The sequence below is a fragment of the Hyphococcus luteus genome (assembly GCF_002943565.1).
GTDB lineage: Bacteria > Pseudomonadota > Alphaproteobacteria > Caulobacterales > Parvularculaceae > Hyphococcus > Hyphococcus luteus.
The window spans coordinates 260,891-286,552 of sequence record NZ_PJCH01000011.1; the positions used below are offsets into that span (position 1 = coordinate 260,891).

Annotated in this window: 30 protein-coding genes, 1 tRNA gene and 1 pseudogene; 10 read left to right on the forward strand and 22 right to left on the reverse strand. The window is 58.6% G+C overall.

Features of this window, described 5'->3' with window-relative positions; translation table 11 throughout:
* Positions 1-64: 64 nt before the first annotated feature.
* From CW354_RS15440 to CW354_RS15455, 4 genes are read right to left on the reverse strand one after another with little or no spacing between them, the layout of a single operon-like run.
* Positions 65-544 carry a DUF3237 domain-containing protein gene (locus tag CW354_RS15440; RefSeq protein ID WP_104830986.1) on the reverse strand — a complete coding sequence of 160 codons (480 nt, stop codon included), beginning with the start codon at positions 542-544 and terminating at the stop codon, positions 65-67.
* Positions 541-2,214: a CocE/NonD family hydrolase gene (locus CW354_RS15445; RefSeq protein ID WP_165793751.1), complete on the reverse strand. Its 1,674-nt coding sequence runs from the start codon at positions 2,212-2,214 to the stop codon at positions 541-543. The genes CW354_RS15440 and CW354_RS15445 overlap by 4 nt, the downstream gene beginning before the upstream one ends.
* A 2-nt stretch (positions 2,215-2,216) precedes the next feature.
* Complete coding sequence (locus CW354_RS15450) at positions 2,217-2,711, reverse strand: DUF3237 family protein (RefSeq protein WP_104830988.1); 495 nt, start codon at positions 2,709-2,711, stop codon at positions 2,217-2,219.
* Between the two features lie 50 nt (positions 2,712-2,761).
* Positions 2,762-5,626, reverse strand: a complete 2,865-nt coding sequence (locus tag CW354_RS15455) for a TonB-dependent receptor domain-containing protein (RefSeq protein WP_104830989.1) — start codon at positions 5,624-5,626, stop codon at positions 2,762-2,764.
* Between the two features lie 179 nt (positions 5,627-5,805).
* Between CW354_RS15455 and CW354_RS15460 the strand changes: the two genes are divergently transcribed.
* The 4 genes from CW354_RS15460 to CW354_RS15475 all read left to right on the forward strand — a co-directional run bounded on the left by CW354_RS15460 (position 5,806) and on the right by CW354_RS15475 (position 9,387).
* Positions 5,806-6,321: a MarR family winged helix-turn-helix transcriptional regulator gene (locus CW354_RS15460; RefSeq protein ID WP_104830990.1), complete on the forward strand. Its 516-nt coding sequence runs from the start codon at positions 5,806-5,808 to the stop codon at positions 6,319-6,321.
* 200 nt (positions 6,322-6,521) lie between these two features.
* Entirely contained in the window at positions 6,522-7,970 is a 1,449-nt protein-coding gene (locus tag CW354_RS15465) for a carotenoid oxygenase family protein (RefSeq protein ID WP_104830991.1), read from the forward strand.
* Entirely contained in the window at positions 7,967-8,488 is a 522-nt protein-coding gene (locus CW354_RS15470; protein WP_165793752.1) for a nuclear transport factor 2 family protein, read from the forward strand. Before CW354_RS15465 ends, CW354_RS15470 begins: the two co-directional genes overlap by 4 nt.
* A gap of 38 nt (positions 8,489-8,526) precedes the next feature.
* Positions 8,527-9,387, forward strand: a complete 861-nt coding sequence (locus tag CW354_RS15475) for an alpha/beta hydrolase (RefSeq protein WP_133162337.1) — start codon at positions 8,527-8,529, stop codon at positions 9,385-9,387.
* Between the two features lie 12 nt (positions 9,388-9,399).
* Here CW354_RS15475 and CW354_RS15480 read toward each other — a convergent pair whose 3' ends face one another.
* From CW354_RS15480 to CW354_RS15490, 3 genes are read right to left on the reverse strand one after another with little or no spacing between them, the layout of a single operon-like run.
* The gene (locus CW354_RS15480) at positions 9,400-9,813 is read right to left on the reverse strand and encodes a nuclear transport factor 2 family protein (RefSeq protein WP_104830993.1); all 414 of its coding nucleotides are present in this window, start codon (positions 9,811-9,813) and stop codon (positions 9,400-9,402) included.
* Complete coding sequence (locus tag CW354_RS15485) at positions 9,814-10,224, reverse strand: nuclear transport factor 2 family protein (protein WP_165793753.1); 411 nt, start codon at positions 10,222-10,224, stop codon at positions 9,814-9,816. It lies immediately after the preceding gene.
* 47 nt (positions 10,225-10,271) lie between these two features.
* Entirely contained in the window at positions 10,272-11,666 is a 1,395-nt protein-coding gene (locus tag CW354_RS15490) for a spinster family MFS transporter (protein ID WP_133162338.1), read from the reverse strand.
* A gap of 167 nt (positions 11,667-11,833) precedes the next feature.
* On the opposite strand from CW354_RS15490, the gene CW354_RS15495 reads away from it, so the two are divergent.
* Positions 11,834-12,745: a ketopantoate reductase family protein gene (locus tag CW354_RS15495; RefSeq protein WP_104830996.1), complete on the forward strand. Its 912-nt coding sequence runs from the start codon at positions 11,834-11,836 to the stop codon at positions 12,743-12,745.
* Positions 12,746-12,754: 9 nt separating this feature from the next.
* Here CW354_RS15495 and CW354_RS15500 read toward each other — a convergent pair whose 3' ends face one another.
* The gene (locus tag CW354_RS15500; protein ID WP_165793754.1) at positions 12,755-13,597 is read right to left on the reverse strand and encodes a TauD/TfdA dioxygenase family protein; all 843 of its coding nucleotides are present in this window, start codon (positions 13,595-13,597) and stop codon (positions 12,755-12,757) included.
* Between the two features lie 206 nt (positions 13,598-13,803).
* On the opposite strand from CW354_RS15500, the pseudogene CW354_RS23835 reads away from it, so the two are divergent.
* Positions 13,804-14,054: pseudogene (locus CW354_RS23835) on the forward strand (integrase core domain-containing protein); the annotation flags it as partial.
* 774 nt (positions 14,055-14,828) lie between these two features.
* Positions 14,829-14,905, forward strand: a tRNA-Met gene (locus CW354_RS15515).
* A gap of 6 nt (positions 14,906-14,911) precedes the next feature.
* On the opposite strand, the gene CW354_RS15520 is transcribed toward CW354_RS15515, so the two are convergent.
* From CW354_RS15520 to CW354_RS23510, 6 genes are all read right to left on the reverse strand, one after another.
* Positions 14,912-16,000, reverse strand: a complete 1,089-nt coding sequence (locus tag CW354_RS15520; RefSeq protein WP_104830999.1) for a Ppx/GppA phosphatase family protein — start codon at positions 15,998-16,000, stop codon at positions 14,912-14,914.
* Between the two features lie 102 nt (positions 16,001-16,102).
* On the reverse strand, positions 16,103-16,267 hold the full coding sequence (locus CW354_RS23505) for a hypothetical protein (RefSeq protein ID WP_165793755.1): 165 nt from the start codon (positions 16,265-16,267) through the stop codon (positions 16,103-16,105).
* 91 nt (positions 16,268-16,358) lie between these two features.
* Positions 16,359-16,832, reverse strand: coding sequence for an envelope stress response membrane protein PspC (gene pspC, locus CW354_RS15530; RefSeq protein ID WP_165793756.1), 474 nt, complete (start codon positions 16,830-16,832; stop codon positions 16,359-16,361).
* Positions 16,825-17,070, reverse strand: a complete 246-nt coding sequence (gene pspB, locus CW354_RS15535; protein WP_104831002.1) for an envelope stress response membrane protein PspB — start codon at positions 17,068-17,070, stop codon at positions 16,825-16,827. The genes pspC and pspB overlap by 8 nt, the downstream gene beginning before the upstream one ends.
* Positions 17,071-17,093: 23 nt before the next feature.
* Positions 17,094-17,777, reverse strand: a complete 684-nt coding sequence (gene pspA / locus CW354_RS15540) for a phage shock protein PspA (protein WP_104831003.1) — start codon at positions 17,775-17,777, stop codon at positions 17,094-17,096.
* 12 nt (positions 17,778-17,789) lie between these two features.
* On the reverse strand, positions 17,790-17,930 hold the full coding sequence (locus CW354_RS23510) for a hypothetical protein (protein WP_165793757.1): 141 nt from the start codon (positions 17,928-17,930) through the stop codon (positions 17,790-17,792).
* Between the two features lie 205 nt (positions 17,931-18,135).
* Between CW354_RS23510 and CW354_RS15545 the strand changes: the two genes are divergently transcribed.
* Both CW354_RS15545 and CW354_RS15550 read left to right on the forward strand, forming a co-directional pair.
* On the forward strand, positions 18,136-19,149 hold the full coding sequence (locus tag CW354_RS15545) for a sigma 54-interacting transcriptional regulator (RefSeq protein WP_104831004.1): 1,014 nt from the start codon (positions 18,136-18,138) through the stop codon (positions 19,147-19,149).
* Between the two features lie 53 nt (positions 19,150-19,202).
* Positions 19,203-19,433, forward strand: coding sequence for a DUF1413 domain-containing protein (locus tag CW354_RS15550; protein WP_104831005.1), 231 nt, complete (start codon positions 19,203-19,205; stop codon positions 19,431-19,433).
* A gap of 12 nt (positions 19,434-19,445) precedes the next feature.
* On the opposite strand, the gene phhA is transcribed toward CW354_RS15550, so the two are convergent.
* Complete coding sequence (gene phhA, locus CW354_RS15555) at positions 19,446-20,333, reverse strand: phenylalanine 4-monooxygenase (RefSeq protein WP_104831096.1); 888 nt, start codon at positions 20,331-20,333, stop codon at positions 19,446-19,448.
* A gap of 107 nt (positions 20,334-20,440) precedes the next feature.
* Between phhA and CW354_RS15560 the strand changes: the two genes are divergently transcribed.
* Complete coding sequence (locus CW354_RS15560; RefSeq protein WP_104831006.1) at positions 20,441-20,905, forward strand: Lrp/AsnC family transcriptional regulator; 465 nt, start codon at positions 20,441-20,443, stop codon at positions 20,903-20,905.
* A 62-nt stretch (positions 20,906-20,967) separates the two neighbouring features.
* Here CW354_RS15560 and CW354_RS15565 read toward each other — a convergent pair whose 3' ends face one another.
* The 7 genes from CW354_RS15565 to ndk form a co-directional block, all read right to left on the reverse strand.
* Entirely contained in the window at positions 20,968-21,501 is a 534-nt protein-coding gene (locus CW354_RS15565) for a hypothetical protein (RefSeq protein ID WP_104831007.1), read from the reverse strand.
* Positions 21,502-21,668: 167 nt separating this feature from the next.
* On the reverse strand, positions 21,669-22,613 hold the full coding sequence (locus CW354_RS15570; RefSeq protein ID WP_104831008.1) for a sterol desaturase family protein: 945 nt from the start codon (positions 22,611-22,613) through the stop codon (positions 21,669-21,671).
* Between the two features lie 4 nt (positions 22,614-22,617).
* The gene (locus CW354_RS15575; RefSeq protein ID WP_104831009.1) at positions 22,618-23,022 is read right to left on the reverse strand and encodes a hypothetical protein; all 405 of its coding nucleotides are present in this window, start codon (positions 23,020-23,022) and stop codon (positions 22,618-22,620) included.
* 9 nt (positions 23,023-23,031) lie between these two features.
* A complete protein-coding gene (locus CW354_RS15580) occupies positions 23,032-23,250 on the reverse strand; it encodes a hypothetical protein (protein WP_104831010.1) in 219 nt (72 codons plus the stop codon).
* Between the two features lie 71 nt (positions 23,251-23,321).
* The gene (locus tag CW354_RS15585) at positions 23,322-23,903 is read right to left on the reverse strand and encodes a hypothetical protein (RefSeq protein ID WP_104831011.1); all 582 of its coding nucleotides are present in this window, start codon (positions 23,901-23,903) and stop codon (positions 23,322-23,324) included.
* A 100-nt stretch (positions 23,904-24,003) separates the two neighbouring features.
* Positions 24,004-25,080 carry an alpha/beta fold hydrolase gene (locus CW354_RS15590; RefSeq protein WP_104831097.1) on the reverse strand — a complete coding sequence of 359 codons (1,077 nt, stop codon included), beginning with the start codon at positions 25,078-25,080 and terminating at the stop codon, positions 24,004-24,006.
* A gap of 130 nt (positions 25,081-25,210) precedes the next feature.
* The gene (ndk, locus tag CW354_RS15595; protein WP_104831012.1) at positions 25,211-25,633 is read right to left on the reverse strand and encodes a nucleoside-diphosphate kinase; all 423 of its coding nucleotides are present in this window, start codon (positions 25,631-25,633) and stop codon (positions 25,211-25,213) included.
* Positions 25,634-25,662: the final 29 nt, after the last annotated feature.

Consider the following 25,662-nt stretch of genomic DNA (forward strand, 5'->3'; position numbering starts at 1 on the left):
TCGTTGCTGCAGCGTGATAGCCGCGCCGGCGATGCTATGGCGCTGCAGATCTCAAGGCAGGAGATCAAACCACTTTGTAGTAGCGGAAAAGCGAGCGGTCGGGATCGGACAGGCGCTCGCCGCCGCCCACAATGCAGGTTCGCATCAGCCAATCATGCGGACCTTCGGGAACGCGAAAATACGGCGTAAGACGGAAATAAGAAGGCTGCGGCTGTTGCTGCGGCCCTTGCTCCGACTTCGGCTTTTCAGACGGGACGAGATAGCCCTTATTCATGATGTAAATCGGCGTCCCGTCCTCCGCTTTCAAAAGATAATGCGCGTTAAGCTCAATCACGCCGTCAGGGCGCACCGTCGCATAATCGGCGCCGGAGTTCGGCACAACCGCACCGTTCAACAACGGGCCGGTAATCGCGCCGCCGATGGGCGGCGTATAGCCTTGCGCCGCGCCGCCCGGCGACGGCGGAAAGATCACCCGGTCCGCACCGAAAAAAACAGTGATGTCGAACGCATGCTCCAGGGTTACGTCGGCCGGCCCTCTGCTCATGAAAGGCTCCTTTCCGGAATAACCGGAACGAGAAGATGGGAATCATACTCCCCGCCCCCGTGGATCACATGTTCGCCTTTGTTTCTCAGATTCTCATGACGGGCAAAGGGAAGGTTCGGCAGGCTGTCCTTATAGATATCGCTGCCTTGAACGACGACGCGCAGCGTTTCGCCGGGCGTGAAAACCGTTGAAGACGGCCATATTTCAATTTCAACCGGCGTCGGTTCGCCGGGTACGAGCGGTTCCTCGCGGTCATGCTTGTGAAACGGCTGCTCCGGCGTGGAACGATCTTCGTCAAGCGCCCGATGGCTCGCGCGCAGCCACCCCAACGCGGCGGGTCCATTGTCGTAAAAAGCGTAAAACATGAAACCGACATGATCTTTTGCGGCGTCGAGCTTTTGTACGGCGACGAAAATATCCATGTCTTCGGCGCCATCAGCCTCCACCCACAATTTCAGTTTCATATGACCGGTAATTTCGATTTTTTTGTCGAAACGGATGTCAAAAACCGCACGGCCTGTTTCGGCATCATATCTGAATGACGACGCCGCGGACTGCTCAAGCTGCAAAGCCTGCCGCTCGGGATCGAGCCAGAGCTTTTGATAGGCGGCGCGCGCAAGCGGCCATTCGTTTTCCACGCGCTCTTCGAATTCATGCGCGCTTTTGCGAATTTCGAGACGCACCTTGGGCCATGCCGGCACCAGCGTGTTTTCCGCCTTCAGGAAGTGATCGAAGAAGGCTTGACGCTTCTGCCGGTTTTCCGGCGCGTAATAATGGGCCCATTTTTTGCGCCCATGAACTTCCAACCATTTTTGAGCGGAGCCAATGCGCTTAAAAGCTTCAAGCGTGCCCCGCGAATGAAGCCCATGGTCCGACCAGCTCGCTACAACGAATGCGGGCGCGGTGATGTTTTCAAGCTCGATATCCTTGGAACGCCAGAACTCGTCTATCAACGGATGCGCCTGAACATTCGTCCAGGTGTCTTCCGTACGCCCTGTCGAAAAGCGGATATTATCCGAAGCACGCGGAATAAATCCGGTTTCGGGGATTCCGCCATGATAAGCGAACTCGCGGTACCAGTCCGAAAAGGCTTCCCAAGGATTAATTGCGGCCAGCGGCTGCGGCTGCAAGGCGGCGACATAATATTGAATCGCCGCAAGATAGGACACGCCGGTCATCCCGACCTTGCCGTTCGACCAGGGCTGGCTGGCCAGCCATTCGATGACCTCAGCGCAGTCCCGGCTTTCCCGATCGCCATTATGATGGAAGACGCCTTCGCTCAGCCAGGCGCCGCGCGGATCGACGACGGCGACGGCGTAACCGCGCGCACACCAGAAGACGGGATCCGGAGCCTCGAATGGCGTCAGCGGAGAAAGCCAGTCAGGCTGAACGCCGGAAGCGGGCCAGAAAACCTGATTTGATCGCCCATGCTTGCCGTACGGCCCCCAGGCGAGAAGCACAGGCAAGTCACTCACAAATCTGTTTGGCCGATGAATATCCGCATAGATATGAACGCCGTCGCTCAGCCGGATGACCGCGTTTCTTTCAGTCAGCAGCCCGTGCTCTTCAAAGCAAAGGTAATCCGCAGGCGGCAATGGAGGCTTGTTCGGCGCCGTTGCGGGATCGACGCCGGGGCGTGTAGCCCATTCAGGAGACGCTTCTTTCGCCATGTCTACAGCAGTACATAATAATGGATGCGGTTGGCGTTGGGAACCTTCTCCGCAACGCCGACGAAAACATGCTTGCCGAGCCATTCGTGGGGCCCCGCCGGCGGTTCGAACCGGGGCGTCACACGCATGTAATAGTCAGAAGGATCGACATCTTCATTGCGCGACATGCGCTCAGCGATCTCTTCCGAACACGCCCAGCGATAGCCGCGGTTTTGCATGTAGATGACAGCGCCGTCATCGGCTTCGAGCATGTAACGCGCATCGAAGTCGATGACGCCGTTGGGACGCTGCAACGGGAAATCGCCGCCCGACATCGGAATCACTTTCCCGTTGAGTTTCGGTCCGCTGATCTCGCCACGCGCCGCATAGATCGCCGCCCTTGTGGCGCCCATCGATGTCGGCGTGACCCATTGCAGCCCCGCAAGATCGATCGAGATCGTAAAGGCGTACTCGAACTTGGGAAAGAATTGATCTAACGGGACGCTGGGATCGCTCATGACTTCCCTTTCTTTTCGTCTCGGACTGGCCTCAAGATTTTAAAGCGGCGTTAAAAGGAAACCCTGGCGCCGACTTTAAACACGCGCCCAAGAACGTCGTAAAGGGCGGGGTTCGTCACGCCGAAGCTGGACGGGAGCTTGTTCGGCGGATCCTTATCCAGCACGTTGTCGATCGCGCCGTAAAGCCTGATCGTCGAGTCGCCGCCGACCGATAAGTCGTAATAGGCGTTCAAATCGAAATAAGCGTAGGCGGGCACCGAGTTGTCGCTGATGCTGTTGGTGAGCGTCGGATCGTAGCCCGTTTGGCTCGGCCCTATCTTCGTTACATCGTAGAGACCGGAGGCAATGAAGCGTACTCTGGCGCCTGCGCCGAAAACGTCGTTCGACCAGCGAAGATTTGTGCTCGCCTGGAATTCCGGCAGGCCCGATTGCTGCGAAACCGGATAGCCGACCTGGCCGGCGTAATCGACCGCGCCGTTAGAATCGACGGTGATGAGATCGATTAGATAGGTGCCGTAGGCATTGAGCGAGATTTCGCCGTTAAACGCAGGCGCCGTATACCCGAGCTCGAAATCAATGCCGCGCGTTTTGATGCTGTTGAGGTTAAGCCCCACCGACCGCACCGATTCGAGCGCGCCTCCTGATGTGCGCGTGATCAGATCGCAGAAATCGTTGGCGCCGCCGTAGCAGCGGTCGACGATCACCTGCGCGCCGACGCTGGCGATCGCGCCGTCGATGTCGATGTCGAAGTAATCAGCCGAGAAGCGTACGGCGCCGAAGCTGAACACCGCGCCCGCCGTGAAGGTCTTCGCTATCTCCGGATCGAGGTCGGGGTTGCCGCCGCTGAATATCTGGGTCAGCGAGGAAACGCCGCCATTCTGCGGATCGGTCAGGAAGTTGAAGCTCGCTCCCGTCGGATTGTAGAGCTCGAAGAAATTCGGCGCCCGGATGTCTTTCGAGCGCGTGACGCGAAGGGTCAGGAAGTCGAGGGGCTCCCATACGCCGCCCACTTTCCAGCTCGTCACCGTCCCGCTTGTCGAATAATCGGTCAGGCGCACGGCGCCGTTGAGATCAAGCTGGCCGATCGCGCTGTCAGACGCCGCAAGCGGAACGCCGGCCTCGAAAAAGCCTTCCTTGACCTTGACGGCCGGGCCGGAAATCGGACCGGCGTTGTTGGTGTAAAAACGCAGATCCGTAGAAATCGGATCAGCCTCGCCGGTGACGTCCTCGACGCGGTATTCGACACCGGTCGCGACCGAGACGGGTCCGGCCCAGAGGTCGAACAAATCGCCGCTGACCGTCAGTGCGGCGACATGCTGCGACAGCTTGTTGCGCTGATCGGCCGTGCCGAAAGAATAGCCGGTATTGGCCGGATCGAAGTTGTATTCGCCGAGAATGTTCAGCGGCAAACACCCGTCGACGAGGGGATTTGTCGGATCGGTCAGCGTGGACCGGCAGACTATGTTGCCGTTGGGCGTTCCGCTCATAAACTCGCCCTCGTCCACCGCATCGACAGCTCGCGCGAAGTTGGATGTGATCAGCGTGTTGTAGCCGATCTGATGGTATTTCGTTCTGCCGAACTGATAGTAGCCGTCCAGCGACCAGCTTCCGCCGAGCGCGGCCTCAAACCCGGCCGTCGTCCTGAACGTGTTCCTGTCCACTGTGCCGAAGGAAGGACCGAAATCGTTGGTGATGCGCCCCAGGCTGAACGACGTCACGCCGGCGTCGTCCATGGCGTCCGCGAGTCCGTCTGAAAGATAGGGGTTGTCGCGGTAAATCGTCGGCGCCGTGCCGAAGAACAGACGTCCCTGCGCTGAGGTCGATGTGGCGCTAACGTCCGCGTAGGACCCCTCCGCAAAAACCTTGATCGCGTCCGTCGCCTGATACTCGGCGCGGCCCATGAGCGAATAACGCTCGACCGGGGCATAGAGCGGGAAAAACTGATAGAAAGCATGCTGCGGATCGGCGCTGCCGCCGGACTGGAAAATCGGCGCCCCGTAATACTCGCCGTAATCGTGCTGGAAGATGGAGCCGTCCGACGCAATCTCGGTTCCGGCCAGCGGGCCACCGGCGATGAGGCCGCCCCAGCTCGCCACCGAGGGACGCACATCAGGCAGAATCAATTGCCGGGCGAGACCGTTAAGCTGCGGCACGGGGTTCGACACCGGACCGTATTCTTCGCGGCACCAGTCGCGCTCATAGCAATCGCCGACGCCCTTATTGTCAACATATTCGCCGCCAATCAGAATATGGCCCTTGCCGTCCGCAAAGTCTGCACCATACGCCGCCGAGAGGAGAAGTTCCTTCGCGTCGTTGTTATCGCTCATCCCATATTGGACTTTTCCGTCGAAACCGTTGAGGTCGCTGCGCAGGATGACGTTTACGACGCCGGCGACCGCATCGGAGCCGTAAGCGGCAGAGGCGCCGCCGGTCACAACCTCGACCCGACTCACAAGCGATGACGGAATGGTGTTGAAATCGACGCCGCCGGCCGTTTTGCCGAGGCTGCCTCGCGCCGTGCTCGCCACCACGCGCCGCCCGTCGATCAGGACCAGCGTGCGCGAACCGCCGAGACCGCGAAGGTCAAGGGTTTGCGCGCCGACTTCGCCAAGGAAGACACCGGTCGCCGCTGGCGTTCCCTGCGCCCGGAAAGCCGGCAGATCGTTCAGCACATCCGCGACATTGGTCTCAGCCGCTTTCTGAATCGAATCGCCGTCGATCACCGTGGTCGGCGTTGGCGCGGAAAAACCGCTGCGCGAAAGGCGCGTTCCTGTGACGACGATCGTATCGTCGTCTGCCGTGGACGCCTCTTCGCTTTGCGCATAGGCGGTGGAAAAAAACAAAGACGCCGCGACCACGGCCGGGCTTGCAGTCATGGCCAAGATATTGGCGCAGCTATATTTTCTAGGCTTCATAAGATCCTCCCTGAGCGCAAACTGTTGTTTTATTTTTTAATTTTGCATGATGTTGATATATCAACAACCTGAGGCTGACAAGAGGGGACGACACTTTTCTATGGTTTTTTGAAGGAAACCGATGTTGATTGAGCCCTTGGCGACACACCAACGCATCTCAGAGAAAAAAATTAACGACCATGCCACGCAATAATGATGATAACGACGAACTTGCCGTTTGGAGTCTGTTTGGCCAGACCCACATCCCCTACAGAATACTTTTTCTCGGCAAGATGCTGGACCGCCTGACCACGACGCAGGTGAAAACGCTCGCCGACCTGACGCTGGCCGAATGGCGCGTGATTGCGCATCTGGGCGTCATGGGAAAAAAGAGCGCCAGCGAAATTTGCTCCGCAGCCATGCTGGATCGCGCCGAGGTGAGCCGGTCCGTAACGCGCCTCGTAGATCGCGGCTTGCTGAAGCGCTCCCCAAACCCGCGGAACAAGAAAAGCCAATTGCTTTCGTTGACGGCAAAAGGAACGAAGACCTATCTCGGGGTGCAAAAGCACCGCCTTGGATTTTTCGGATATCTCACCGAAGACCTCAACAAGAAGGAACTGGCGCTGCTCGACGATTTTCTGTTGCGCATCGCAAAGCGCGCCACCCGTATCGACGATACGCCCGAGACCCTGACAAAACTTATCGAAAAGTCCTGACGCTGCTCCACCATGGAAAACTGCACCGCACCATGGTCGCGGCGCTTCTATGGCGCCGCCGCAAAAGGCGCCTTGGTTATGAGCGCGCGTTGACAACGCTGTCGTTGTATTGAACAATCAACATTGTGGCGCTTGGGACCATCCCTTGCGCCGCGTTGCTGTTCTGCAAACAGCCTAACCTCCCGCGCCAAAGCATCGCCATGAGCATCGTGTTCTCCAAAGAAAATCCGCTTTTTCAGGGCTGGGGCCGCCCGCTCCGGCTTGAAAGCAATATCGCCGGACTTGAACTCGTGTCGGGCGAGGTGCCGGACGGCATAAACGGATGCTGGTTTCGCGCCGGCCCGGACTGGCAGTATCCGAGCGGTCGAGACGATGACATTTTCATCGACGGCGAAGGCATGATCCACCGTTTCAATTTTGAGAACGGCGCCGTTTCTTACCGTAGCCGCTGGGTGCGCACTGCCCGTTTTGAAGCCCAGGAAAAGGCGGGAAAAGCGCTTTTTGGACGCTATAGAAATCGTTACACGAACGATGCCTCGGTCGCTAATATCAGCATGGGCACCGGCAACACCAACGCGATCTTCCATGCCGGAAAGCTCCTTGCCCTGAAAGAAGACGACCTTCCCTATGAAATCGATCCCGAGACGCTGGAGACGATTGGAAAATACGGCCATCGCGGCGCCGTAAAATCCGTGTGCATGAGCGCGCATCCGAAAGTCGATACAGTCGAAGACAAACTGCTGACCTACGCCTATCAGGCGAAAGGCGATGCGACGAAAGACATCGTCTATTACGAGTTCGACAGCGACGGAACGCTCGGCAGCGAGATCTGGTTCGAGATGCCCTTCCCCGGCATGGTCCATGATTTCGCGATTACGCCAAGTTACGCAATATTTCCGATTTTTCCGCTGATCGCCGATCTTGAGCGTATCAAAAGCGGCGGCGACTATTACGCTTATTATCCCGACGAACAGATGCATGTCGCGATCGCGCCGCGCAATGGCGCCGCTAAAGACGTGAAATGGTTTAAAGGTCCAGCCTGGACTGCGGGACACATGCTGAACGCGTTCGAGGAAGACGGCCGCGTCTGCCTCGATCTTTGCCTTTATGACGGCAGTTGTTTCACCTTTCTCAAGACAGACAAAGGCGAGCCAACAACGTTCTGCCCACCCATTCTGTCGCGCCTCAGCTTTGACATGAAGCAACAAGACGACACGTTCGACCGCCGGCCCATCATGCCGGTTCCCTGCGAAATGCCGCGCACCGACGACCGCTATCAGGGCTATCCCTTACAACATGGGTTTATGATTGTTTACCGCGCCCAGGACGGAACAAGCGCGCTCGGCAAAGTCGACATGTCCACAGGCGAGATGAAGACCTGGTCGCCCGGCCCCCGCTCGTCGATCCATGAACCGCAATTCGTTCCCCGCGCGCCCGACGCGCCGGAGGGAGACGGCTGGCTGCTGGTCATTGTCAACCGGCTCGATGACAACCACAGCGACCTTGCGATTGTCGACGCGACGGACATCGAGGCCGGCCCGGTCGCCTTGTTGCGGCTGCCGGTGCGCGTGCGATCCACCTTTCACGGCACATGGGTTCCAGCCGATACTTTGGAAACCGGCCATCACGCGATGAAGAGGACCGCATGAACCCGACCTGCTGGCCTGACGGCGTTCCGGCGACAATGCCCGCGCAGGACCGCGCGGATATTATAGAGCTCTATGCGCGTTACGCCTGGGGGCTGGATCTGGCCGACGAAGAGATGCTGTTATCGGCATTTGCTGAAGACGCGTGGTTCGACCATCTCTGGCAAGGCCGCGTACAGGGCCATGAGGCGATCCTCAAAAACATGCATGAACTGTGGGGCGAACGCTTTCACTGGTGGTTCGGACGTCAGCATGTCTTCAATCATCACATCATGACGCCGACAGAAGACGGCGCCGATGTGCGCTGTTTCTTTCAGATTCTTCAGTACAACCCCGAATACAAAAACAATTTTGTGTTTGGGGTCGGAACGAGAGAGGACAAGCTCGTTAAACGCGATGGGCGCTGGCTGTTTTACAGCCTCTATGTCAACGCCTGGACAAGCGCTGATGAAATCCCGTGGAAAGGCGTCCGCCCGGCCGCCAAGGGACCGAGCAAAACAAAGCCCGCCTCAAGCTCATAAAGGTCTGCCGGTTGCGGCCGGCGGCATGTGGATCGGATATGACGACGATACTCGACAGAATTGCAGAGATCGGGTTTGAATTTTCGCCGGCGCTTGTTCAGAAATCCATCGCTCTGTTTGCGCCCACGGCGCCCTCCCCCAACGAAAAGCGCGTGCTGCGCGACTGCGCGTATGGTCCGGATGCGCGTCACCGTCTCGATATTTTCCTTCCCGAAGGCGGCAACGAAAAGCGCGGAGTCGTCGTTTTCGTTCACGGCGGCGGTTTTATCGGCGGCGACAAAGGCGCGCCCGGCGCGCCGTTCTATAACAATATCGGCGCATGGGCGGCGGCGAACGGCATGATCGGGGTCACCATGACCTACCGGCTTGCGCCCGACCATCCATGGCCCGCCGGCGCGGAAGATGTCGCGGCAGCGATCGACTGGCTGCACGCTCATGTCGCAGAACACGGCGGCGACCCGGACATGGTGTATCTTATGGGCCAATCGGCCGGGGCTGCTCATGTCGCCGCCTACGTCGCCCATGACGCTTGGCGCGAACACGCCGAAAGGCGCCTCGCCGGCGCAATCATGCTGTCTGGCCTATATGATATTGCCCGGGCCGAAAGAAATGCGTTCCAAGCCGCTTATTACGGCGAAGACGATGGAGATTACGCTTCCCGCTCCTCCCTAGAAGGCTTCGCCAAGGTTTCAGTCCCCTGCTTTTTCACCATGGCCGAGCATGACCCGGCGGATTTCCAACGGCAGGCCGAATGGGCGCGCGGCGTCTATGCGCGAAACCATGGCGGCAGTTGCGGCTTTGCTGTCTGCAAAGGGCACAATCACATCACGCCCGTGCTACAGATCGGCGGCCCCCATGACGAGTTGGGGCCTGTCCTTTTGAACTTCATAAACCGTTAAAAGGCATGACGGCTATTCAGGCCGGTCCTCAGCCCGCATCCAACGCCGCTCAAAAATCGCCGCGCGAATTTTCACATAAAGCCCGTCAGCGATATCATAAAACACGAAGGAATTGATGTAGAGCTGGTCGCCTTTCGCCATCGGCCCCGATGGAAAATCCGGCGCATCCTGCATCGCCGTAAATGTCGACTTCAATTCCGCCGCCAGCGTTTGGCCATCGGACACACAGGCGCAAATGGCTATCTTGCGCGATGCGCGCTCGTTCACCTTGGTGTAGCAATCGACGATTGCATCGCGGCCAATAAGCTCGCGGCCCGTTCCGTTCATCAGTTTGATGTCCGGCGAATAAAAGGTGATGAGCTTTTCGTAGTTCCTGTTGTTGAATGTGTCGATATAGTCAGCGAACCGTTCTTCAGGCGACATCATTTAGCGCTCCCGAATGACGCAATATCGAGAAGAGCGAATGCGCGTGAATAGCCCTTCCGCATTAAGATCGTAAAAAATAAAATTGACAGTCTGGCGACGATCGCCCGCCTTCATGGGGCCAGGCGCGAAATCAGGCCAGTCTTTTCGGAAATCGAGGGTCGTGACAATTTCTACAGCAACATGGGTTTTGGACCCCACAAAGGTTTTCAGCTCGATATGCTCGTCAAGCCGTTCCATGACCATGCGATAAAACTTCACAATCTCTGCCGGCCCTTTAAGGTTCGCAGCCTGTCCGTAAAACTCCACATCAGGCGCATAAAAAGCGCTAAAGCCGTTAAAATCGTTATTATTGAACGCATCTAAATAACGCTCGAACCATTCGCGCCCACCAGCGGCGTCAATATTTTCCATGGTCCACCTTTCCATCATATTTTATTTGGAATTCAGAAAACCGCTCACTATGCGGCGTCGGCTCCGGCTTTTGCCTCTTCGTAGAAATCGTTGCGCAGCCTCACCGATGCAAAGAAGTACAGGAGCGCCGCGATGAAAAAGATGCATACAGCTACATTCAACGCCCTTTGAATGCCCAGCGCGCTTGCTTCAAGACACGCCGTAACCGCTGACGCGCTCGCCCCAGCGATTGCCACCCCGCCGGGACAAGCCGCATGGAAATCACCGTCAAATGCGCCGGTCGCCATAAGGTCGCTCACCCAGCCTATGAAAGTTGGCCCAAGGCCCGAGCCTATCATGGTGTAAAGCATGGCGAACATCGCCGCGCCGGTCGCACGCATGCGCGGATGAAGCAGATTCTGAATCATGCCAGAGGTTGGCGCATAAAAAATAAGCAGCATAGAGCCGGCAATTACGAGCAGTATGGTCGCCAAAGTAATATTATGAACATTGAATGCTGCGAAATAGAAAAACGGCGCAATGCTAAGGCCAATCGCAGCCCCCCAAGCCGGCCACCGCTCGTCGCGTTTGGCAAGCCAATCGGTTCCAAATGATCCAAGCATAAGACCTATGGTAAGAAACGTCGCCGAGATAAACCCGTAATATAAAGCCGCTTCGCGCACCGGCATGTCGTAAGTTCTTGCCAGGAAAACCGCGAGAAACTGCGAAATCGATGTCATCCCAAACCCAGCAGTCGATCCGCCCGCTATGATGAGCATCAAGGATGGTTTGGAGCGCATCGTTTTCAAAAAAGCTGGGAAATCCGGAGGCGGAGAAACGCCCGGCGGAGCGCCATCGGCCAGACCGCGACTCGGTTCGCGGACGATCAAAAGAACAGACAGCGCAACGATCAATCCGGCAGCGCCTAAAATGTAAAACGCATAACGCCAGTTCCAAGCCTCAGCAAAATAACCGCCCACAAGCGAACCGGTCAGGATGCCCGCTGGCGTGCCAAGCATTATTATGCCCATAATCGAGGAGCGCTTGTTCCTTTTAAACCTGTCGCCGACCATGGAGTTCACGGTCGGAATAAAACCCGCCTCGCCAACGCCGACGCCAATCCGTCCCAGCGCTATATGTAAGAATGAATGCGCAAAGCCGCAAAAAACCGTCGCCGCCGACCAAACAGCCGCACAGGTCGCCATGATTTTTACCCGCGATTTGCGTTCAGCCAAACGCGCAAGGGGGACGCCAAGCATCGAGTATAAAAACGCAAAGGCGAGCCCCTGCAACAGTCCGAGCTGCAAATCGCTGAGGAGAAGTTCTGTCTTGATTGTCTGGGCAAGCACCGCAAAAACCGAACGGTCCGCAAAATCGAACAGACAAACAAGAAACATCAGGAAGACGAATAACCTCTGGCTGGCAGGAGCTAACAACCCCTCCTGTCCGGATTGATTTGACACGTATGCCTCCCTATGTTGATTATTCAACACCTAGCGCGCCAGGAACCAAATGTGAAGCAGCCAATCACGCAACCACAGAACATAACCGTAACGATAACTGCACAAGCGCGACGGGCCCGGGAAAGTCACACGTCATCGCCTTCGGCAGTTAGAAGCAAGCTCAGCCTATGCTCGTTTATATTCTAGGCGCAGGCGCCATGGGCTGCGCGTTCGGCGCAAAGCTTTCAGCAGCCGGCTGGCGGATACACCTGATCGACGTAAACAAGGACCAAATCGACGCCATTAACCGGAACCGCCTGACGCTTCAGACCGATAGCGGCGAACAGACCTATGCTGTGGCAGCGAACACGGCGATTGACGCCGCCATGCCGGCGGATCTCATAATAGTCTTTACGAAATCTCTGCACACGACAGACGCCATGGCAAGCGTCGGCCATCTTATCACCGACGATACACATGTGCTAACCCTACAAAATGGGCTTGGAAATGCGGAAAAAATTTCCACCTTTATCGCCGGAGACCGCATACTGGAGGGTGTGACAACGGTTCCCGCCGAGATAGTCCGGCCGGGCGTCGTATCGTCTCATGGAGAAGGCGAAGTCCAGTTTTATCCTTATGGGGATGAAGTAAACGCCATGGCGGAAACAATCGCCGCCACGCTCAACGCCGCCGGAATCGCCGCGACACTAGAACCCGCCGTAAAAAGCGCGATCTGGACAAAGGCAATTTTCAACGCCGCCATGAACGCAACATGCGCCCTGCTCGACACTACGCCGGGGCCCCTTGGCGATCAGCAAGACGGCGTCGCCCTCATAAAAGCGCTTATCGATGAAGGCGTGCTGGCGGCGAAGGCCGCAGGGTGTCATCTTGATCCGCTGAAAATTCACGCCATGGCCAAGATGTCCATGACAGAGCATCGCGGCCATATCGCCTCCATGCTGCAAGACATCAGAGCCGGCCGGCGAACCGAAATCGACGACATCAACGGCGCGCTCGTAGAACAGGCGCGCGCGCATGGCGCAACCGCGCCCATGCATGAAACACTATGGCGGCTCATGCGCGTACGCGAGCGGCTGTAAAATTCTGGCTTATCTTGGCGCTTCTCCGGCGATCGTCGTCCGGTACATTTCGCGCCTGAACCCGTCATAATCATTGAGCGCTTGATGAATGCACAGGCGGTTGTCCCAAAGCGTCAAGGTTTTCGGCTCCCAGCGCAAACGGCACATAAAGGCCGGCTGCGTGATGTGCCCCACCAGGTAACCGATGATCGGCGCCGCTTCCTCCTCGGCGAAGCCTTCAAAATTGATCGCGTATGACCCGTCCACATATAGGCACTTTTCGCCTGACACCGGGTGAGTCCTGACAAGCGGGTGATACGCGCCTTGAATCTTTTCTTTTAAGTCTTCGGGCAGCTCGGCGGCGGCGCGCAACTTTACCAGTTTGCCGATAGGATCGTCGCCCGGATTGCCTTTCGTCTGGGCGCCAACAAGCACGTCTCGCATGGACATGTGAACCTTCAGCGACTCGATCAGGTCTTTCATGGCGGGACTGAGCAAACGGTACGCCAGCGCGGAATTCGCCCATACCGTATCGCCGCCATAGGGAGGAATGTCTACGCCATACAGAATGCTGATTGCCGGAGGACGCTTAAGGAATGGCGAATCGGTATGCCAACCCGCGCCGAAAACCCAGCCCGTCTTTACGTCTGCTTCCTTGATGATCGGCTGCACATTTCGATGCCCGTCAATACCGTCGGTATACGCGTCATCTGCAAATTCGCCAAAGCGAGCGCTGAACGATTCAAGCACGCCTGCGTCGATCTCCTGGTTGCGCAGATAAATCATTTTGTGACGGAACAAGGCGTCTTCAACTTCTTTGAAGGCGTCATCGGAAAGATTTCCGACATCGACGCCCTTGATTTCCGCCCCCATCGCCGCGCAATGGGGCGCTGCTTCGATATGCCGGTATGTCTTGGCGGCGTTATACTCACGCCCGAAAGATGTGGTCATCTGTTTCCTCGCACAGTTTCCGTCAGACTTATGTTGTCTGACGGGAGACTAACGCATGATGTTGATAAATCAATAACCTGAGTGACGCTCCACTACGGGAACGCCGCCCCGAAAGCGCATCCCGCATTGCCGTGAAAAACGATGTCGTCCTGGACTTCTCATGGCCCGGCAAGCCAACCGACAACGCTTTCATCGAGTCGTTTATGGGAAGTTCAGAGCCGAGCGCCTGAACGCACATTGGTTCTAAAGCCCTGACGACGCGCGTCAGAAAATGGAGGAATGGTGCAGAGACTACAATGAAGCACATCCGCACAGCGCAATCGGATATAAACCGCCGATCTCGCTGATCACTCCCGCGACGGACGCAAATCCGCCGTGAAACTGAAACCCGGAAATCCCCCAGCCGGGTGGCCCAACATCGGGTAGCACTTCATTATTGTGAGGTGACATTATTAAAGTAGCCCATGAGAATGGGGCTGGACAGATGTATTCTTTATATTTACGAAATAAAAGAATGTAAGTTATTGCAATTCGCCAGTCATCGGCGCCGTTATCGCTTGCTTAAAACAGCCTCGCCGCTTGCGGCCGCTACGGTACAAGCCGGGAATGGGCGTCTGGCGCAAAAGCTATCTGTCCTGCAAGCCTTGACGGCGAAGAATGCCGGCGCCGGTAAGGATTGTTAGCGAGACCACAAGCCATCCGAATATCGTGTAAAGCGTCTTGCCGCAGTCCACCAGCTTGGATCTTCGCGCATGGCCTTCGCTCGTCCGGCCATATGTTTCAGCGGATGCATGAAGAGCGACGGCAAATTCCGGTATCGGTCCTGGTCCGCCTGCGCCACCGAACGAAAAGTGCATCGTTCGGCCTGCTGGACTTCCACAATCGGAATGACGACGTCTGCGGCGTAGCTGAAGAACTCTACTGCACTATTGCATCGCGCTAATTGCGGCGGGCCGCGCACTTCGCTATACTCCGCTTTCCGGTTCGCTAGGCGCGCCGGTTGCGCTCCTCAAAACGCGAATGGAGGCGCTGAAATCAAGGTTTCAGCGAAGTCGGCGCGGGGTGGAGCAGTCCGCCCTTCGGCGAAGGCCGAAAAACCAAAATCTGCGATCTTGCGGCGAACGCCGATTTGGCGGAAACCGTAAAAAGTTGGCGCGGGGTGGAGCAGTCCGGTAGCTCGTCAGGCTCATAACCTATAGGTCAGAGATTCAAATCCTCTCCCCGCGCCCAATTCTATCACCGCTTTCTCGATTGACGCGCCTGTCTTGCGAGATCGGCGAGGATGCCTTCGCGCAGGCCTCGGTCGGCGACGCGCACGCGGCTTGCGGGCCATTCCGCCTGCAACGCTTCGAGAATGGCGCAGCCCGAGACCACAAGGTCTGCGCGCTCTTCCCCGATGCAGGGCTCCGCTGCGCGCTCCTCAAACCTCATGACACGGAGTTTTTCCGTGACGCCCCTGGCGTCTTCGATGGTCAGCCAAAGGCCGTCCACCTTGTCGCGGCGATAGCGCGGCAGGCCGAGATGAACGCCGGCGATCGAGGTCACCGTGCCGGAGGTGCCGAGGAGATGCGCGCGGTCGCTGACGAAGCTTTCCCTCATCCCCGCCGGATCGCCGATGCGCGCGACTGCGGCGCGCGCCTCCGCGACAACCGCCGCATAGGTTTGCGCGTTCATGTCGCGTCCGCCCCATTTTTCGGCGATGGAGACGACGCCGAAAGGCAGCGACGTCCAGGCGGCGATCTCGATGCGCCCGTCTTTTTCGTTGCGGCGCACCCAGGAAAGCTCGGTCGAGCCCCCGCCGATATCGAAGACCAGTCCCGCTTCGGCGTCTTTATCGAGCAGCTCCGCGCAGCCGGCCACCGACAGCCGCGCCTCCTCCTCCGTCGAGATGATGTCGAATTGAAGGCCGGTTCGCGCCGACGCTTTTTCAAGAAATTCAAGACCGTTGCGCGCGCCCCGGCAGGCCTGCGTCGCGATGCAGCGCATATGGGTGACGCTGCGGCGCTCGATTTTTTCCGCGCAGACCGCAAGGGCGGCGATGGTTCGCTCCATGGCGTTTTCCGACAGGACGCCGGACTGCGAGAGGCCTTCGCCCAGCCGCACGATGCGCGAAAACGCATCGACGATGCGGAAATCGCGACCGCGCGGGGCGGCGATGAGAAGACGGCAATTATTAGTGCCGAGATCGAGCGCGGCGAGCCGCACCGGCTCCCGCCGCCCGCCGCCGCGTCTTCTTGAATTTCGTTTTTTCGATTTTTTTTCGCCGGGCGCGCGGCCTGAAGAATCCTCGCCGCCCGCGCGCCTACCGCGCTTGCCTTCATCCATCACTTTCGCGTCCTCGCTGGAGCCTCTTGGCCGGGCTCTGATGTGTGATGTGAAAGCTTAGTCGGCGCGCCTCGTCGCGGCAAGCGCCTTATGGAAGGCGCGTCAAAGAATGGTGAAAAGACAGACCGGCGCCGGCGTAGCGTTGCATTTTGCAATCTCATCCGCGCCCGCCGGCTCAAATCCCAGCGCCATGGCGAGACCGGCAAACGCAGCCAAGGCCAGCACGATCAGCATCACTCCTTTTGCAAGCATGATCAACGCAGTCATGATCTCTCTCCTTTGCGCGCGCGACAGACGCACGTTCCCCATGTCCGCCTGTCGAAAACAGGCATCTCTTCTCTCTTCAGCTTGTCTTTGTTCAGGCGCCGCGTTCGAGGTCGCGGAACGCTTTTCTTAGTCCGTATTCGTCAGACGTCACCGCCCGCTCCAGATCGGCAAGCCGGGCGTCGAGCGCGCGAAAACGATGCTTCAGTTCAGAGAACGTCGCCTTCGGGCGTGTCGAAAAAGTGCGCCAGAAACGCTCCTCTTCCTGATCGCGATATTCCACGGGCGGGCCGTCATCCGGCTTGATGAAGATCGCCGCCGCAACATAAGCAAAAATCGGGAACGGGAAGAAGAACACTGTCAACAGAATGGACAGGACCCGCACCCATTTGACACTCCACCCGAAATAATCGGCGAGACCGGCGCACACGCCGGCAATCTTGCCGCGCCGCGTATTCCTCCGCAGACGGTGGAAATTCGGTCCAGGCCCAGGCTGTCCGGCGCGATAGGCGTAGCTGTCCTTGTCGCGCCAGTGATGATGATGGTGATGATGGTGATAATCAGGCATGGGGACGCTCCGGATAATCCTTGCGCCAGTCCGGCGCCTCCTTGTCCAGAATGGTCTCCAACGCCTCCACGCGGCGCTCAAGGCGCTGCGCGGTCTTCCAGAGATCGTCCACAAGCCGCTCATCGTCGGCGGAAATCGTCTTCGTCTTTCTCAGCTCCGTCCGGTAGTGCAAAAACACCGCCGGACAGGCGACGAAGATGATCGCCACGATCGCAATAGGTCCGATCATTTCTTCCATGATGTCGCCCCTTCGCCCTTGTTTTAACCTTGCCCGCCGGAGGATGTGCGGTTCGCGACCCTCTGTTTCAAGGCTTCAAGCTCCGCATTGATGGCATCTTCGGCCTCAAGCTCGGCGAATTCGTCCTCCAACGTGCGCGGACGGCCCAAAGACCAGCTTTCGGCTTCGCCCTCCAGCTCATCTATGCGGCGTTCATAGCGGTCGAACTTGGCGAGCGCCTCTTCAATGCGGCCGTCATTGACCTGGCGGCTGACGCGGACGCTGTCGGAGGCGGCGTTGCGGCGGATTTCGAGGGAGCGCTGTTTGGCGCGCGCCTCTTTCAGCTTGGCCTGCAGCCGGGCGAGATCGTCATTGGCCTTGCCGACGGTCTCGTCGATGGCTTTGAGCTCCTGGTCGAGAAGCCCGATCATCTCTTCGGCCTTGCGTTTGGCCGCCACAGCGCCGCGGGCGAGGTCTTCCCGGCCCTTGGCGATGGCGAGTTCGGCCTTCGATTCCCACTCGGCTGCGCGTTTGGCGAATTCGGCCTTCTTGCGGTTCACTTCCTTCGAGTCGGCCAGCGCCCGCGCCGCATTGGAGCGGACCTCGACAAGCGTGTCCTCCATCTCCTGGATGATGAGGCGCACGACCTTTTCCGGATCCTCCGCCTTGTCGAGCATGGCGTTGAGGTTGGAATTGATGATGTCGCTCAGTCTTGAAAAAACGCCCATGGCGAAAAACTCCTAGAAAATGATGCCGCCGAGAATGAAGCCGAGAAAGAAAGCGCCCCAGGCGAAGCCCGCCCGGCCGCGCAGCGCCGTGTTGAGACGATGGTCCCAATCCCGGTCGTAACTGCCGCGATCTTCGTATCTGTATCGGCTCATCGTTTGATCTCCTCAGCGGTCTGGGTTGCTTGATAACCCCGTCACGGATTCACTACGCCAAAGCGAAGGCTCGCCGGAGATATTTTTTTAGGATGTTGTTTTCAAAGGGAAAAATAGATTTGACGGTTTTCTGCACCTTCATAGGCAGGCTTATAATCCCGTTTTTTAGGTTTTTAATACCATTTTTTGGTGGTATTTTTCACCTATGGCTGACCCTCAAACCCCTCCCGACCTGATCGGACAGTCGAAAGTCTTTCTCGACGCGCTGGATCACGCCTCGCGCGTCGCAATGATCGACCGCCCGGCGCTCGTTTTGGGCGAACGCGGGGCCGGCAAGGCGCTGATCGCCGCTCGCATCCACTTCCTGTCGCCCCGCTGGGACGGCCCCCTCGTCAGGGTGAACTGCGCGGCCATGGCCGAAGGCCAGCTCGAGGCCGAGCTTTTCGGCCTGGCGGGCGGCTCGCGCCGGCCGGGACGATTGGAGCGCGCGGAAGGCGGGACGCTGTTTCTGGAGGATATTGCCGCCGCGCCTGTCGCTGTTCAGGAAAAACTTCTGCGCGTCATCGAAGACGGCGAGTATGAACGGCCAGCCGGCGAGGAACCCCGCAAAGCGGATGTGCGGATTATCGCCTCGGCGACGGACGATCTGCGCCGCCTCGCCCATGAAGGAAAAATGCGCGCCGAGTTTCTGGACAGGCTGGCGTCAGAGCTTGTCTTCGCGCCGCCTTTGCGCGACCGGCCCGATGACATTGCGCTTCTCGCCGCTCATTTCGGCGCGCGCGCCGCCGCGGAGCTAGGATTGAAATTTCCGGGCTTTGCCCCGGAGGCTATGGTCGCGCTGAACGCCCATGACTGGCCGGGCAATGTCCGTGAGCTGAAGACTGTCGTGGAGCGCGCCGCTTTTCATTGGGGCGAAGGCGCCGCCGAAGGAGCAATCTCGCAGATTGTCATAGATCCGTTTGAAGGTTTTTACGGCAAGTTTGACGCCAGCAAAGCGGCGCCCAAAAAACAGCTTACAGGCGCGCCCGTCAGCTTTACGCATCCGGAAACACCGCACGACGCTTATGATTTGCGCGCCTATATGAGTAAGCTGGAAAAAGCGATTGTCGAAGACGCGCTCGCCAAGAACGGCGGCAGCCAGAAGCGCGCGGCGGAAGCGCTCTCCCTCACCTATGACCAAATCCGCGGCATCATCAAAAAGCATGAAATCGCGGCGTAACGAGCGCCGTACAAACGTGTTAGAAATCCGCTCTGAACTGTCCGGTGAGACTCATGGATGAAAAAGAACTGAGTCGTCTCCACAAACGCATCGCCAGGCGCGCGCCGGGCGAGTTTCATTATCCTGAAATCTACGGCGCCGGCTGGAACGATTTGTGGATCGGCGACAAGGTCCGCTTTGGCCGGGAGTTTCTGGAGGCGGTGCGCGCCGGCCGCCTGCCCGGCGTTGAGGATACGGGCCGCAAGAAAGGCGGCGGCCGGGTTTACCGTTGGCGGGGCGCTTAACGCCCCGCGCCATTACCACTGGCCGCGCGTGATCACCTTGTCCGTCGGCAGGAGTTTTTCCGGATTGATGGGGTCCTTGCCCGCCCCGCGCTCATAGAACGGCGTGAAATCGCAATCGCAGATTTCGAAAAGCTGCTCGAAACTGTCGATGACGAAATAAGTCTTCTGGAAGTCGTCGACCATGTAGGCGGTGTTCAACACACGTTCCAGATCGAAGGCGACGCGGTTTGGTTTCGGGCTCTCGACCGAATAGATCGTCTCGTCTTTCGATGACAGCATGCCGGCGCCGAAGGCGCGCAGGCCGTCTTCGGTATTGATGAGGCCGAACTCGACAATGTACCAATAGAGCCGCGCCAACATATGCTGCGCGCCGTACTCCATCGCTTTCGGCCCGCCCTTGCCGTATTTCTCCATGTAACTTGCGAACACCGGATTGGAGAGAAGCGGCACATGGCCGAAAAAGTCGTGGAAGATGTCCGGCTCCACAAGATAATCGAGCTCATGCTCCTCGCGCATCCACCAGGCGACCGGAAAGCGGCGATTGGCGAGGTGGTCGAAAAACACGCCGTCCGGGATAAGCCCCGGCACGGCGATCAATTGCCAGCCGGTCGCCTCGCCCAGAACCTTGTTGGCGTCTTCAAGCCGCGGGATCGCATCGCCGGCGTTCAGCGCCTCAAGCCCGTCGATATATTCCTGCGCCGCATAGCCCGGCAGCAGCTTCTTCTGGCGGTCATAAAGAATGCGCCAGCGCGCCTGCTCCGCCTCGGTGTAGCGCTCATAGGGCTGCTCCACCGTGTAATCGGCGCGCATATGCTCGTAATCTCCGCGCAGCGCATGGCTGGTGTTCGCGGCGAAAGGATTTTTCGGGGCCGTCGCGGCTTCTGCGGATGCCTGGGTCATGCCGTAAACATAAGAATTTCCGCTGGGATTTCTTTTCATAAATCCCGAAAAGTCAGATATTTTTGATAAAATTTCCTGTATAAACTAGAAAAACAGGAAAATATTCCATGATTGACGAATCCGACAAGAAAATCCTCGATCTCCTCCAGCGCGACGGGCGACTCACCAACGCCGAGATCGCCGACAGGGTCGGCCTTTCGGTCTCCGCCGCCCACCGGCGGGTGAAACAGCTCGAAGCGGAAGGCGTCATCACCGGCTATTCGGCAAAGGTCGACCGGAGCGCCGCAGGACTGAACGTCCTCGCCTATATCTTCGTGAAGCTCGATTTTCACACGGAGGAGCACCTCGCCATCTTCGAAAAACAGGTGAACCTCATTGACGAGGTTGTTTCCTGTTCGGCGATTTCCGGCGCCGCCGGGGATTACATTTTGCAGGTTGTAGCGCGCGACATGGACGCCTTTGCTGAGGTGGCGCTGAAAAAGCTGGTCCGCCTGCCGGGCGTCAAGGACTCATCTTCCAACTTCGTTTTGTCGACGATGAAACAATCCGCCGGTTGGCCGCTGTCGATCTAGGGCATGGATCAACAGCGGCCGCCGGAGTGCGTCAGGCTTGGGAGCTCAGCCTCCAAAAGGATCTAAGCTCTGGGGCGTAGATAAGCCTGGCGCTGTGCAAAAAGCGACAGTTCGGTGCGCGTCAGCGCGCCGTTCGCATTGAGGTCCGAAGACGCGAAGATCGCGTCCTGGAGCCCCAAAAACTCCCCCTGCTGCATTGTGCCGTCTTCGCCTGCAAAGGCGTAAAAAGTGTGACGCGCCACCGCGTCGATGCGCGTCTGTTCAGCATCGCCAAGCGCGCCCGGCGCGCTGATCGGCAATGCGATGGTTTCGACCGCGCCTTCCTTTTCGACCGAAATAAATCCGTTGAGATGGGCGAGCTCCGCGGTGACGACGGTCAGCGCTGCGAACTCGTCAACGCCCAGCGCGGCGTCGCCGTCGCGGTCCGCGCGCTGGAACACGGTTTCAGCGTAAGTCGCGGCGTCGGCTTGGGAGAGCGCTTTCACAGCCCCGTCTTCATAGGCCGGGCCGGTTTTCACCCCGACCAGCGAGGCGGCCGCGACAAAAACGGCTGCGGCTGCTGCGGCGGCGGTGTTCGTGATGATGGCGGCGGGCATGGGTGCGCTCCCTTGTCTCTCTCAGGAGCCAAGATGGCGGCGGAGCGAGGCCGTTCTTCGAAGAAATTAAGGATTTATCCGGGCGCCGGCGCGCCCTATGGGGCCGGAATGGGGCGAATGCGGCGAAATCGGGGAGATTTCAACCGCCGGGCGAACGCCGCGCCCGCTTACTCGGCGGGCTGGACCGCCGGCGCGTCTTTTTTGGCGGCGGGCTCGAGATTTTCCCCATGGATGCGGGCCCAGCGCTCCTTAATCATGGCCGAGGTCATGCGCGAACCGTCCGGCGACCAGCCCGGCGGGCCGAAGGTGTAGCCAACGACTTCTTTCAGGGACTTCGCCCGAAAGACGTCCTTCGCGATCCCGATCCATTCATGGAAGGAGATCACCAGCGGGTTGAAGGTGCCGAGATTTTTGACGATGCCGTAGCGCGGCTTTTCCGACCGCTCTTCGGGAATGAAAGTGCCGAACATCCGGTCCCAGATGATCAAGATGCCCGCATAATTGGCGTCGAGATAGCGCGGATTAGTGGCGTGATGCACGCGGTGATGGCTCGGCGTGTTGAATATCCATTCGAAAGGGCCCATCCGGTCAATCAACTCCGTGTGGATCCAAAACTGGTAAAGCAGGCTAATAGCGCCGACGAAAGCGACCATCGCCGGATGAAAGCCGATAAAAACCAGGGGCGTCTTGAACAGGATCGACGCCAGAATGTTGCCGGTCCATGTCTGCCTCAGCGCCGTGGTCAGGTTGTAATGTTGGGAGGAGTGATGGATCACATGGCTCGCCCAGAACCAGCGCCGCTCATGGCTGATCCGGTGAAACCAGTAATAACGGAAATCATCCAGCACCAGACATAGAAGAACCGCCCACCAAGTGTTCGGGATGGTCGTCAGGCGGAACTCATAAGCGGCGACGAACACGGCCCCGATAACGGCGAGCCCGCCAAGCAGCGGCGCAATCTGGCTGCCGAAGCCCATGATCAGACTGGCCGCGGAATCGCGCGCTTCATAACGCCCCCGGCCCGTGAAGCGCGCAGTGATGATCTCGATGATCACCAACACCAGAAATGCGGGCACCGCGTAAGAGATGATATCCGGATAGTTGAAATCCATAGGCCTATTTTGCCCCGGCCGGGGCCAGTTTGCGAGCCCATTCAGCAGCGCCTTCCGCCTCGATTACAAGCCGGCGCGAGCCGGGGTCGGTCTGGCGGATCACCAGCGCCCCCGCCTCCTCCGCCGCACGTACAGCTTCAGCCGGAAAACGCCGGGTCACGAGATCGATCCCAAGGCGCGAAACAAGGGCGATGTCGCCGCCCGCCCCTTCCGCCATGGCGGCGCGCCCTTCCCGGTCGATGAGCCAGCGGACGGGCCGGAAATCGGGTTCGTCGAAGGCGAGCCTTTCCGCCGCCGCCGCCTCCGTGACGGGCGCCGGGGGACTGCGAAAGAAGGCCCAGGCGACGCCCACCATCAGCGCGATCGCTGCAAGAGAAATCAGGGAATCGATAAGAAGATTGCCGCTCATGAACCTCGATCAGTCTCGCTCGCTTTGCGGTTGTTCAAGCCCGGCAGGCGCGCCCGCATGAGGCTCCGCCGCCTTCTCGAAATGGGCTCCCAGAAAATATGGCCACACAAAAAGCGCAAGCAAGCCCTTCCAGAAGCTCATTTTCAAAAAGCCGAGTGAAAACAGCCAGCCGAGAAACCACAGCATGCCAAGGCCGCTATGCTGCTCGATCCTGATCGCTTTGTTCATGGCGCACCCTGTTTTGGCGATCCCCAAGCTTAACCGGCCGGAAGCCTTTCCATGTTGATTTAAGTCAACATTTACTCAGCGCAAGGAATCCGCGTTGCGGCGAGCTTGTACTGCTTGACCCATTCGCCCCCATCATCCTTGACGTAGCTGATCCGACTCCAGTGATCTTCATCGTCAATGTGGAACGTCGCCTTGAAATCCGGCCTTTCCGGATAAACCTGCCACATGGTGAGAACGCCGTCGATCATTTTGGCGCGCAGATCCTGCACCTGACGCCCGCTCGTTGCGACCCACATCATGTCCCATTCTTCCGCTTCCGGATCATACATGCGGACATTGATCCCGCGGGGACTGTCGGCGTCTTGCGCCGGGTCCGGATTATACCACTCATCAACCACCGCCATGCCTTCAAGGCCGTACCAGCCGTTCCAGCGCGCCGTGACGCCCGGTTTCGGCGGCGACCAATGGCCCTCCCGCCAGGCGTGGAGATTGATCGTGTAATCGCCGATCAGAAAGGCGAACTGTTCTATCTCTTCCGGCGCCGAAGGATGCGGCGCGCCGGGCTCGCAAGCTTCAGGCGGCGCGATATCCTGCGCAGAGGCGGGCCCGGCATAAAACATGCCCGCCATCATGGCGGCAAACAGTCTTTTCATATTTTTTCTCCCGATTTCAGTCCCGGAGAAAATACCGCCGCCCCGCCCCTCGGTCACGCCGCCGCTGGCGAAATCGCAATCGCAGCAACGCCAATGCGCGCTACTTCGTCGTCTCAAGCAGCTCTTCGAGATACGGCGCCCAGATTTTCGCGACCGTATGCGTCCCGTGGCCCCGTGTTTCATCCGTGATCGGCAGAACGATCGCCTTGCCGTTCGGGACTTTCTCGATTTCGCGCTCGAGGATTTTCAGCTCCGGCGGATTGACCTGATCGTCGGCGGAATTGATCGCGACAAGCCTCGTCTCGATGTCACCGAGATGGGGCGCCGGATTGTAGTTTCGCGAAGCGTCGAAGGCGTAAATCGTATCATTCGGCTCGAGCGCGCTCGTATAGCGCTCCACAAGCTGATCGAGAAACGCTTCGGCCTCTTCGCGCGTCGGCGCCTGTTTTTGATATTGCAGCGGGCTCGAAACCATGAAGATCAGCGGATACATCGCCGCCGTCATGCCGCGCATGGGCTTTTCTTTATAATCGCCGCCTTTCCACGCCGGATCGTCCATGATGGCGTCGATCACCATCTTGCGCTGCATGCGGTTGCGCCCGGCGATTTCGACGGGAAGGCTTGCGAGCGGCATCGCGGCGTCCATGAATTCAGGATACATGTAAGCCCACATCCATGTGTGCATGCCGCCCATGGACGTCCCCATGACGAGGCGCAGATGATCGACATCGAGCCCGCCGGTCAAAAGCGCATGCTGGGCGCGGACCATGTCTTCATAATCGTATTTCGGGAAATCCATCGCCATCCCGTCGGACGGCTTTGAGGAATCGCCATGACCGATCCCGTCCGGCAGGATGATGAAATATTCTTCCGCATCGAGAAGACCGCCCGGCTTGAAAAGGTAATCCGCAAAGATCGGGCGCAAAAGGGATGCGCCCGAACCGGTCGTGCCGTGCATAATGAGAACCGCGTTCGTCGCGCGGCCGGAGGCGTCCCGGCGCAAGGTCCCGATGGTGCGATAGTGGAGATTGAGATCCATCGTCTCGCCCGTGCCGAATGCAAAATCCTCGATGAGAAAATCGCCTTCGGCCGGCTGCGGATATGCGTCCTGCGCCGCAGCGCCGGAAAAGATGGGCGCCATCGCGACGAAGAGAACAATAAAGAACCGGATTGTCATGAGCGCTCCCTTATCATTTTGCGGCAAAGCATAGCCCAGGCCGCAAACCGCGTCACGGCGCGGATACATAACAAAACGGCGCGTCCCTTTGCGGGCCCGCGCCGTTTCGTTTCGTCAGCCAGCGTGCGGCTTAGCCGACAATCTCGTCTTTCGAGAAGAAGAACTCGATCTCCTGGGCGGCGGTGTCCGGGCCGTCGGAGCCGTGCACGGAGTTTTCGCCGATGGATTCGGCGAATTCGGCGCGGATCGTGCCCGGCGCGGCTTCGGCCGGATTGGTCGCGCCCATGATTTCGCGGTTTTTCGCGATGGCGTTTTCTCCTTCGAGCACCTGCACGACGACCGGCTCGGACATCATGAACTCGACGAGTTCGCCGAAGAACGGACGGTCTTTATGGACGGCGTAAAACCCTTCCGCCTGATCCTTGGTCATGCGGATGCGCTTGGAGGCGACGACGCGCAAGCCGCCCTCTTCCAGCTTGGAGATGATCTTGCCGGTGATGTTCCGGCGCGTCGCGTCGGGTTTGATGATCGAAAAGGTGCGTTCGAGCGCCATGATGCGGGGTCCTTGAGCTTTGTGGAAAA

What these genes read in the sequence shown, in the direction of transcription:
- CW354_RS15440 (WP_104830986.1), bottom strand. Translation starts at nt 544, where the DNA reads ATGAGCAGAGGGCCGGCCGACGTAACCCTGGAGCATGCGTTCGACATC.
- CW354_RS15445 (WP_165793751.1), bottom strand. Translation starts at nt 2,214, where the DNA reads ATGGCGAAAGAAGCGTCTCCTGAATGGGCTACACGCCCCGGCGTCGAT.
- CW354_RS15450 (WP_104830988.1), bottom strand. Translation starts at nt 2,711, where the DNA reads ATGAGCGATCCCAGCGTCCCGTTAGATCAATTCTTTCCCAAGTTCGAG.
- CW354_RS15455 (WP_104830989.1), bottom strand. Translation starts at nt 5,626, where the DNA reads ATGAAGCCTAGAAAATATAGCTGCGCCAATATCTTGGCCATGACTGCA.
- CW354_RS15460 (WP_104830990.1), top strand. Translation starts at nt 5,806, where the DNA reads ATGCCACGCAATAATGATGATAACGACGAACTTGCCGTTTGGAGTCTG.
- CW354_RS15465 (WP_104830991.1), top strand. Translation starts at nt 6,522, where the DNA reads ATGAGCATCGTGTTCTCCAAAGAAAATCCGCTTTTTCAGGGCTGGGGC.
- CW354_RS15470 (WP_165793752.1), top strand. Translation starts at nt 7,967, where the DNA reads ATGAACCCGACCTGCTGGCCTGACGGCGTTCCGGCGACAATGCCCGCG.
- CW354_RS15475 (WP_133162337.1), top strand. Translation starts at nt 8,527, where the DNA reads ATGACGACGATACTCGACAGAATTGCAGAGATCGGGTTTGAATTTTCG.
- CW354_RS15480 (WP_104830993.1), bottom strand. Translation starts at nt 9,813, where the DNA reads ATGATGTCGCCTGAAGAACGGTTCGCTGACTATATCGACACATTCAAC.
- CW354_RS15485 (WP_165793753.1), bottom strand. Translation starts at nt 10,224, where the DNA reads ATGGAAAATATTGACGCCGCTGGTGGGCGCGAATGGTTCGAGCGTTAT.
- CW354_RS15495 (WP_104830996.1), top strand. Translation starts at nt 11,834, where the DNA reads ATGCTCGTTTATATTCTAGGCGCAGGCGCCATGGGCTGCGCGTTCGGC.
- CW354_RS15500 (WP_165793754.1), bottom strand. Translation starts at nt 13,597, where the DNA reads ATGGGGGCGGAAATCAAGGGCGTCGATGTCGGAAATCTTTCCGATGAC.
- CW354_RS15520 (WP_104830999.1), bottom strand. Translation starts at nt 16,000, where the DNA reads ATGGATGAAGGCAAGCGCGGTAGGCGCGCGGGCGGCGAGGATTCTTCA.
- CW354_RS23505 (WP_165793755.1), bottom strand. Translation starts at nt 16,267, where the DNA reads ATGACTGCGTTGATCATGCTTGCAAAAGGAGTGATGCTGATCGTGCTG.
- pspC (WP_165793756.1), bottom strand. Translation starts at nt 16,832, where the DNA reads ATGCCTGATTATCACCATCATCACCATCATCATCACTGGCGCGACAAG.
- pspB (WP_104831002.1), bottom strand. Translation starts at nt 17,070, where the DNA reads ATGGAAGAAATGATCGGACCTATTGCGATCGTGGCGATCATCTTCGTC.
- pspA (WP_104831003.1), bottom strand. Translation starts at nt 17,777, where the DNA reads ATGGGCGTTTTTTCAAGACTGAGCGACATCATCAATTCCAACCTCAAC.
- CW354_RS23510 (WP_165793757.1), bottom strand. Translation starts at nt 17,930, where the DNA reads ATGAGCCGATACAGATACGAAGATCGCGGCAGTTACGACCGGGATTGG.
- CW354_RS15545 (WP_104831004.1), top strand. Translation starts at nt 18,136, where the DNA reads ATGGCTGACCCTCAAACCCCTCCCGACCTGATCGGACAGTCGAAAGTC.
- CW354_RS15550 (WP_104831005.1), top strand. Translation starts at nt 19,203, where the DNA reads ATGGATGAAAAAGAACTGAGTCGTCTCCACAAACGCATCGCCAGGCGC.
- phhA (WP_104831096.1), bottom strand. Translation starts at nt 20,333, where the DNA reads ATGACCCAGGCATCCGCAGAAGCCGCGACGGCCCCGAAAAATCCTTTC.
- CW354_RS15560 (WP_104831006.1), top strand. Translation starts at nt 20,441, where the DNA reads ATGATTGACGAATCCGACAAGAAAATCCTCGATCTCCTCCAGCGCGAC.
- CW354_RS15565 (WP_104831007.1), bottom strand. Translation starts at nt 21,501, where the DNA reads ATGCCCGCCGCCATCATCACGAACACCGCCGCCGCAGCAGCCGCAGCC.
- CW354_RS15570 (WP_104831008.1), bottom strand. Translation starts at nt 22,613, where the DNA reads ATGGATTTCAACTATCCGGATATCATCTCTTACGCGGTGCCCGCATTT.
- CW354_RS15575 (WP_104831009.1), bottom strand. Translation starts at nt 23,022, where the DNA reads ATGAGCGGCAATCTTCTTATCGATTCCCTGATTTCTCTTGCAGCGATC.
- CW354_RS15580 (WP_104831010.1), bottom strand. Translation starts at nt 23,250, where the DNA reads ATGAACAAAGCGATCAGGATCGAGCAGCATAGCGGCCTTGGCATGCTG.
- CW354_RS15585 (WP_104831011.1), bottom strand. Translation starts at nt 23,903, where the DNA reads ATGAAAAGACTGTTTGCCGCCATGATGGCGGGCATGTTTTATGCCGGG.
- CW354_RS15590 (WP_104831097.1), bottom strand. Translation starts at nt 25,080, where the DNA reads ATGACAATCCGGTTCTTTATTGTTCTCTTCGTCGCGATGGCGCCCATC.
- ndk (WP_104831012.1), bottom strand. Translation starts at nt 25,633, where the DNA reads ATGGCGCTCGAACGCACCTTTTCGATCATCAAACCCGACGCGACGCGC.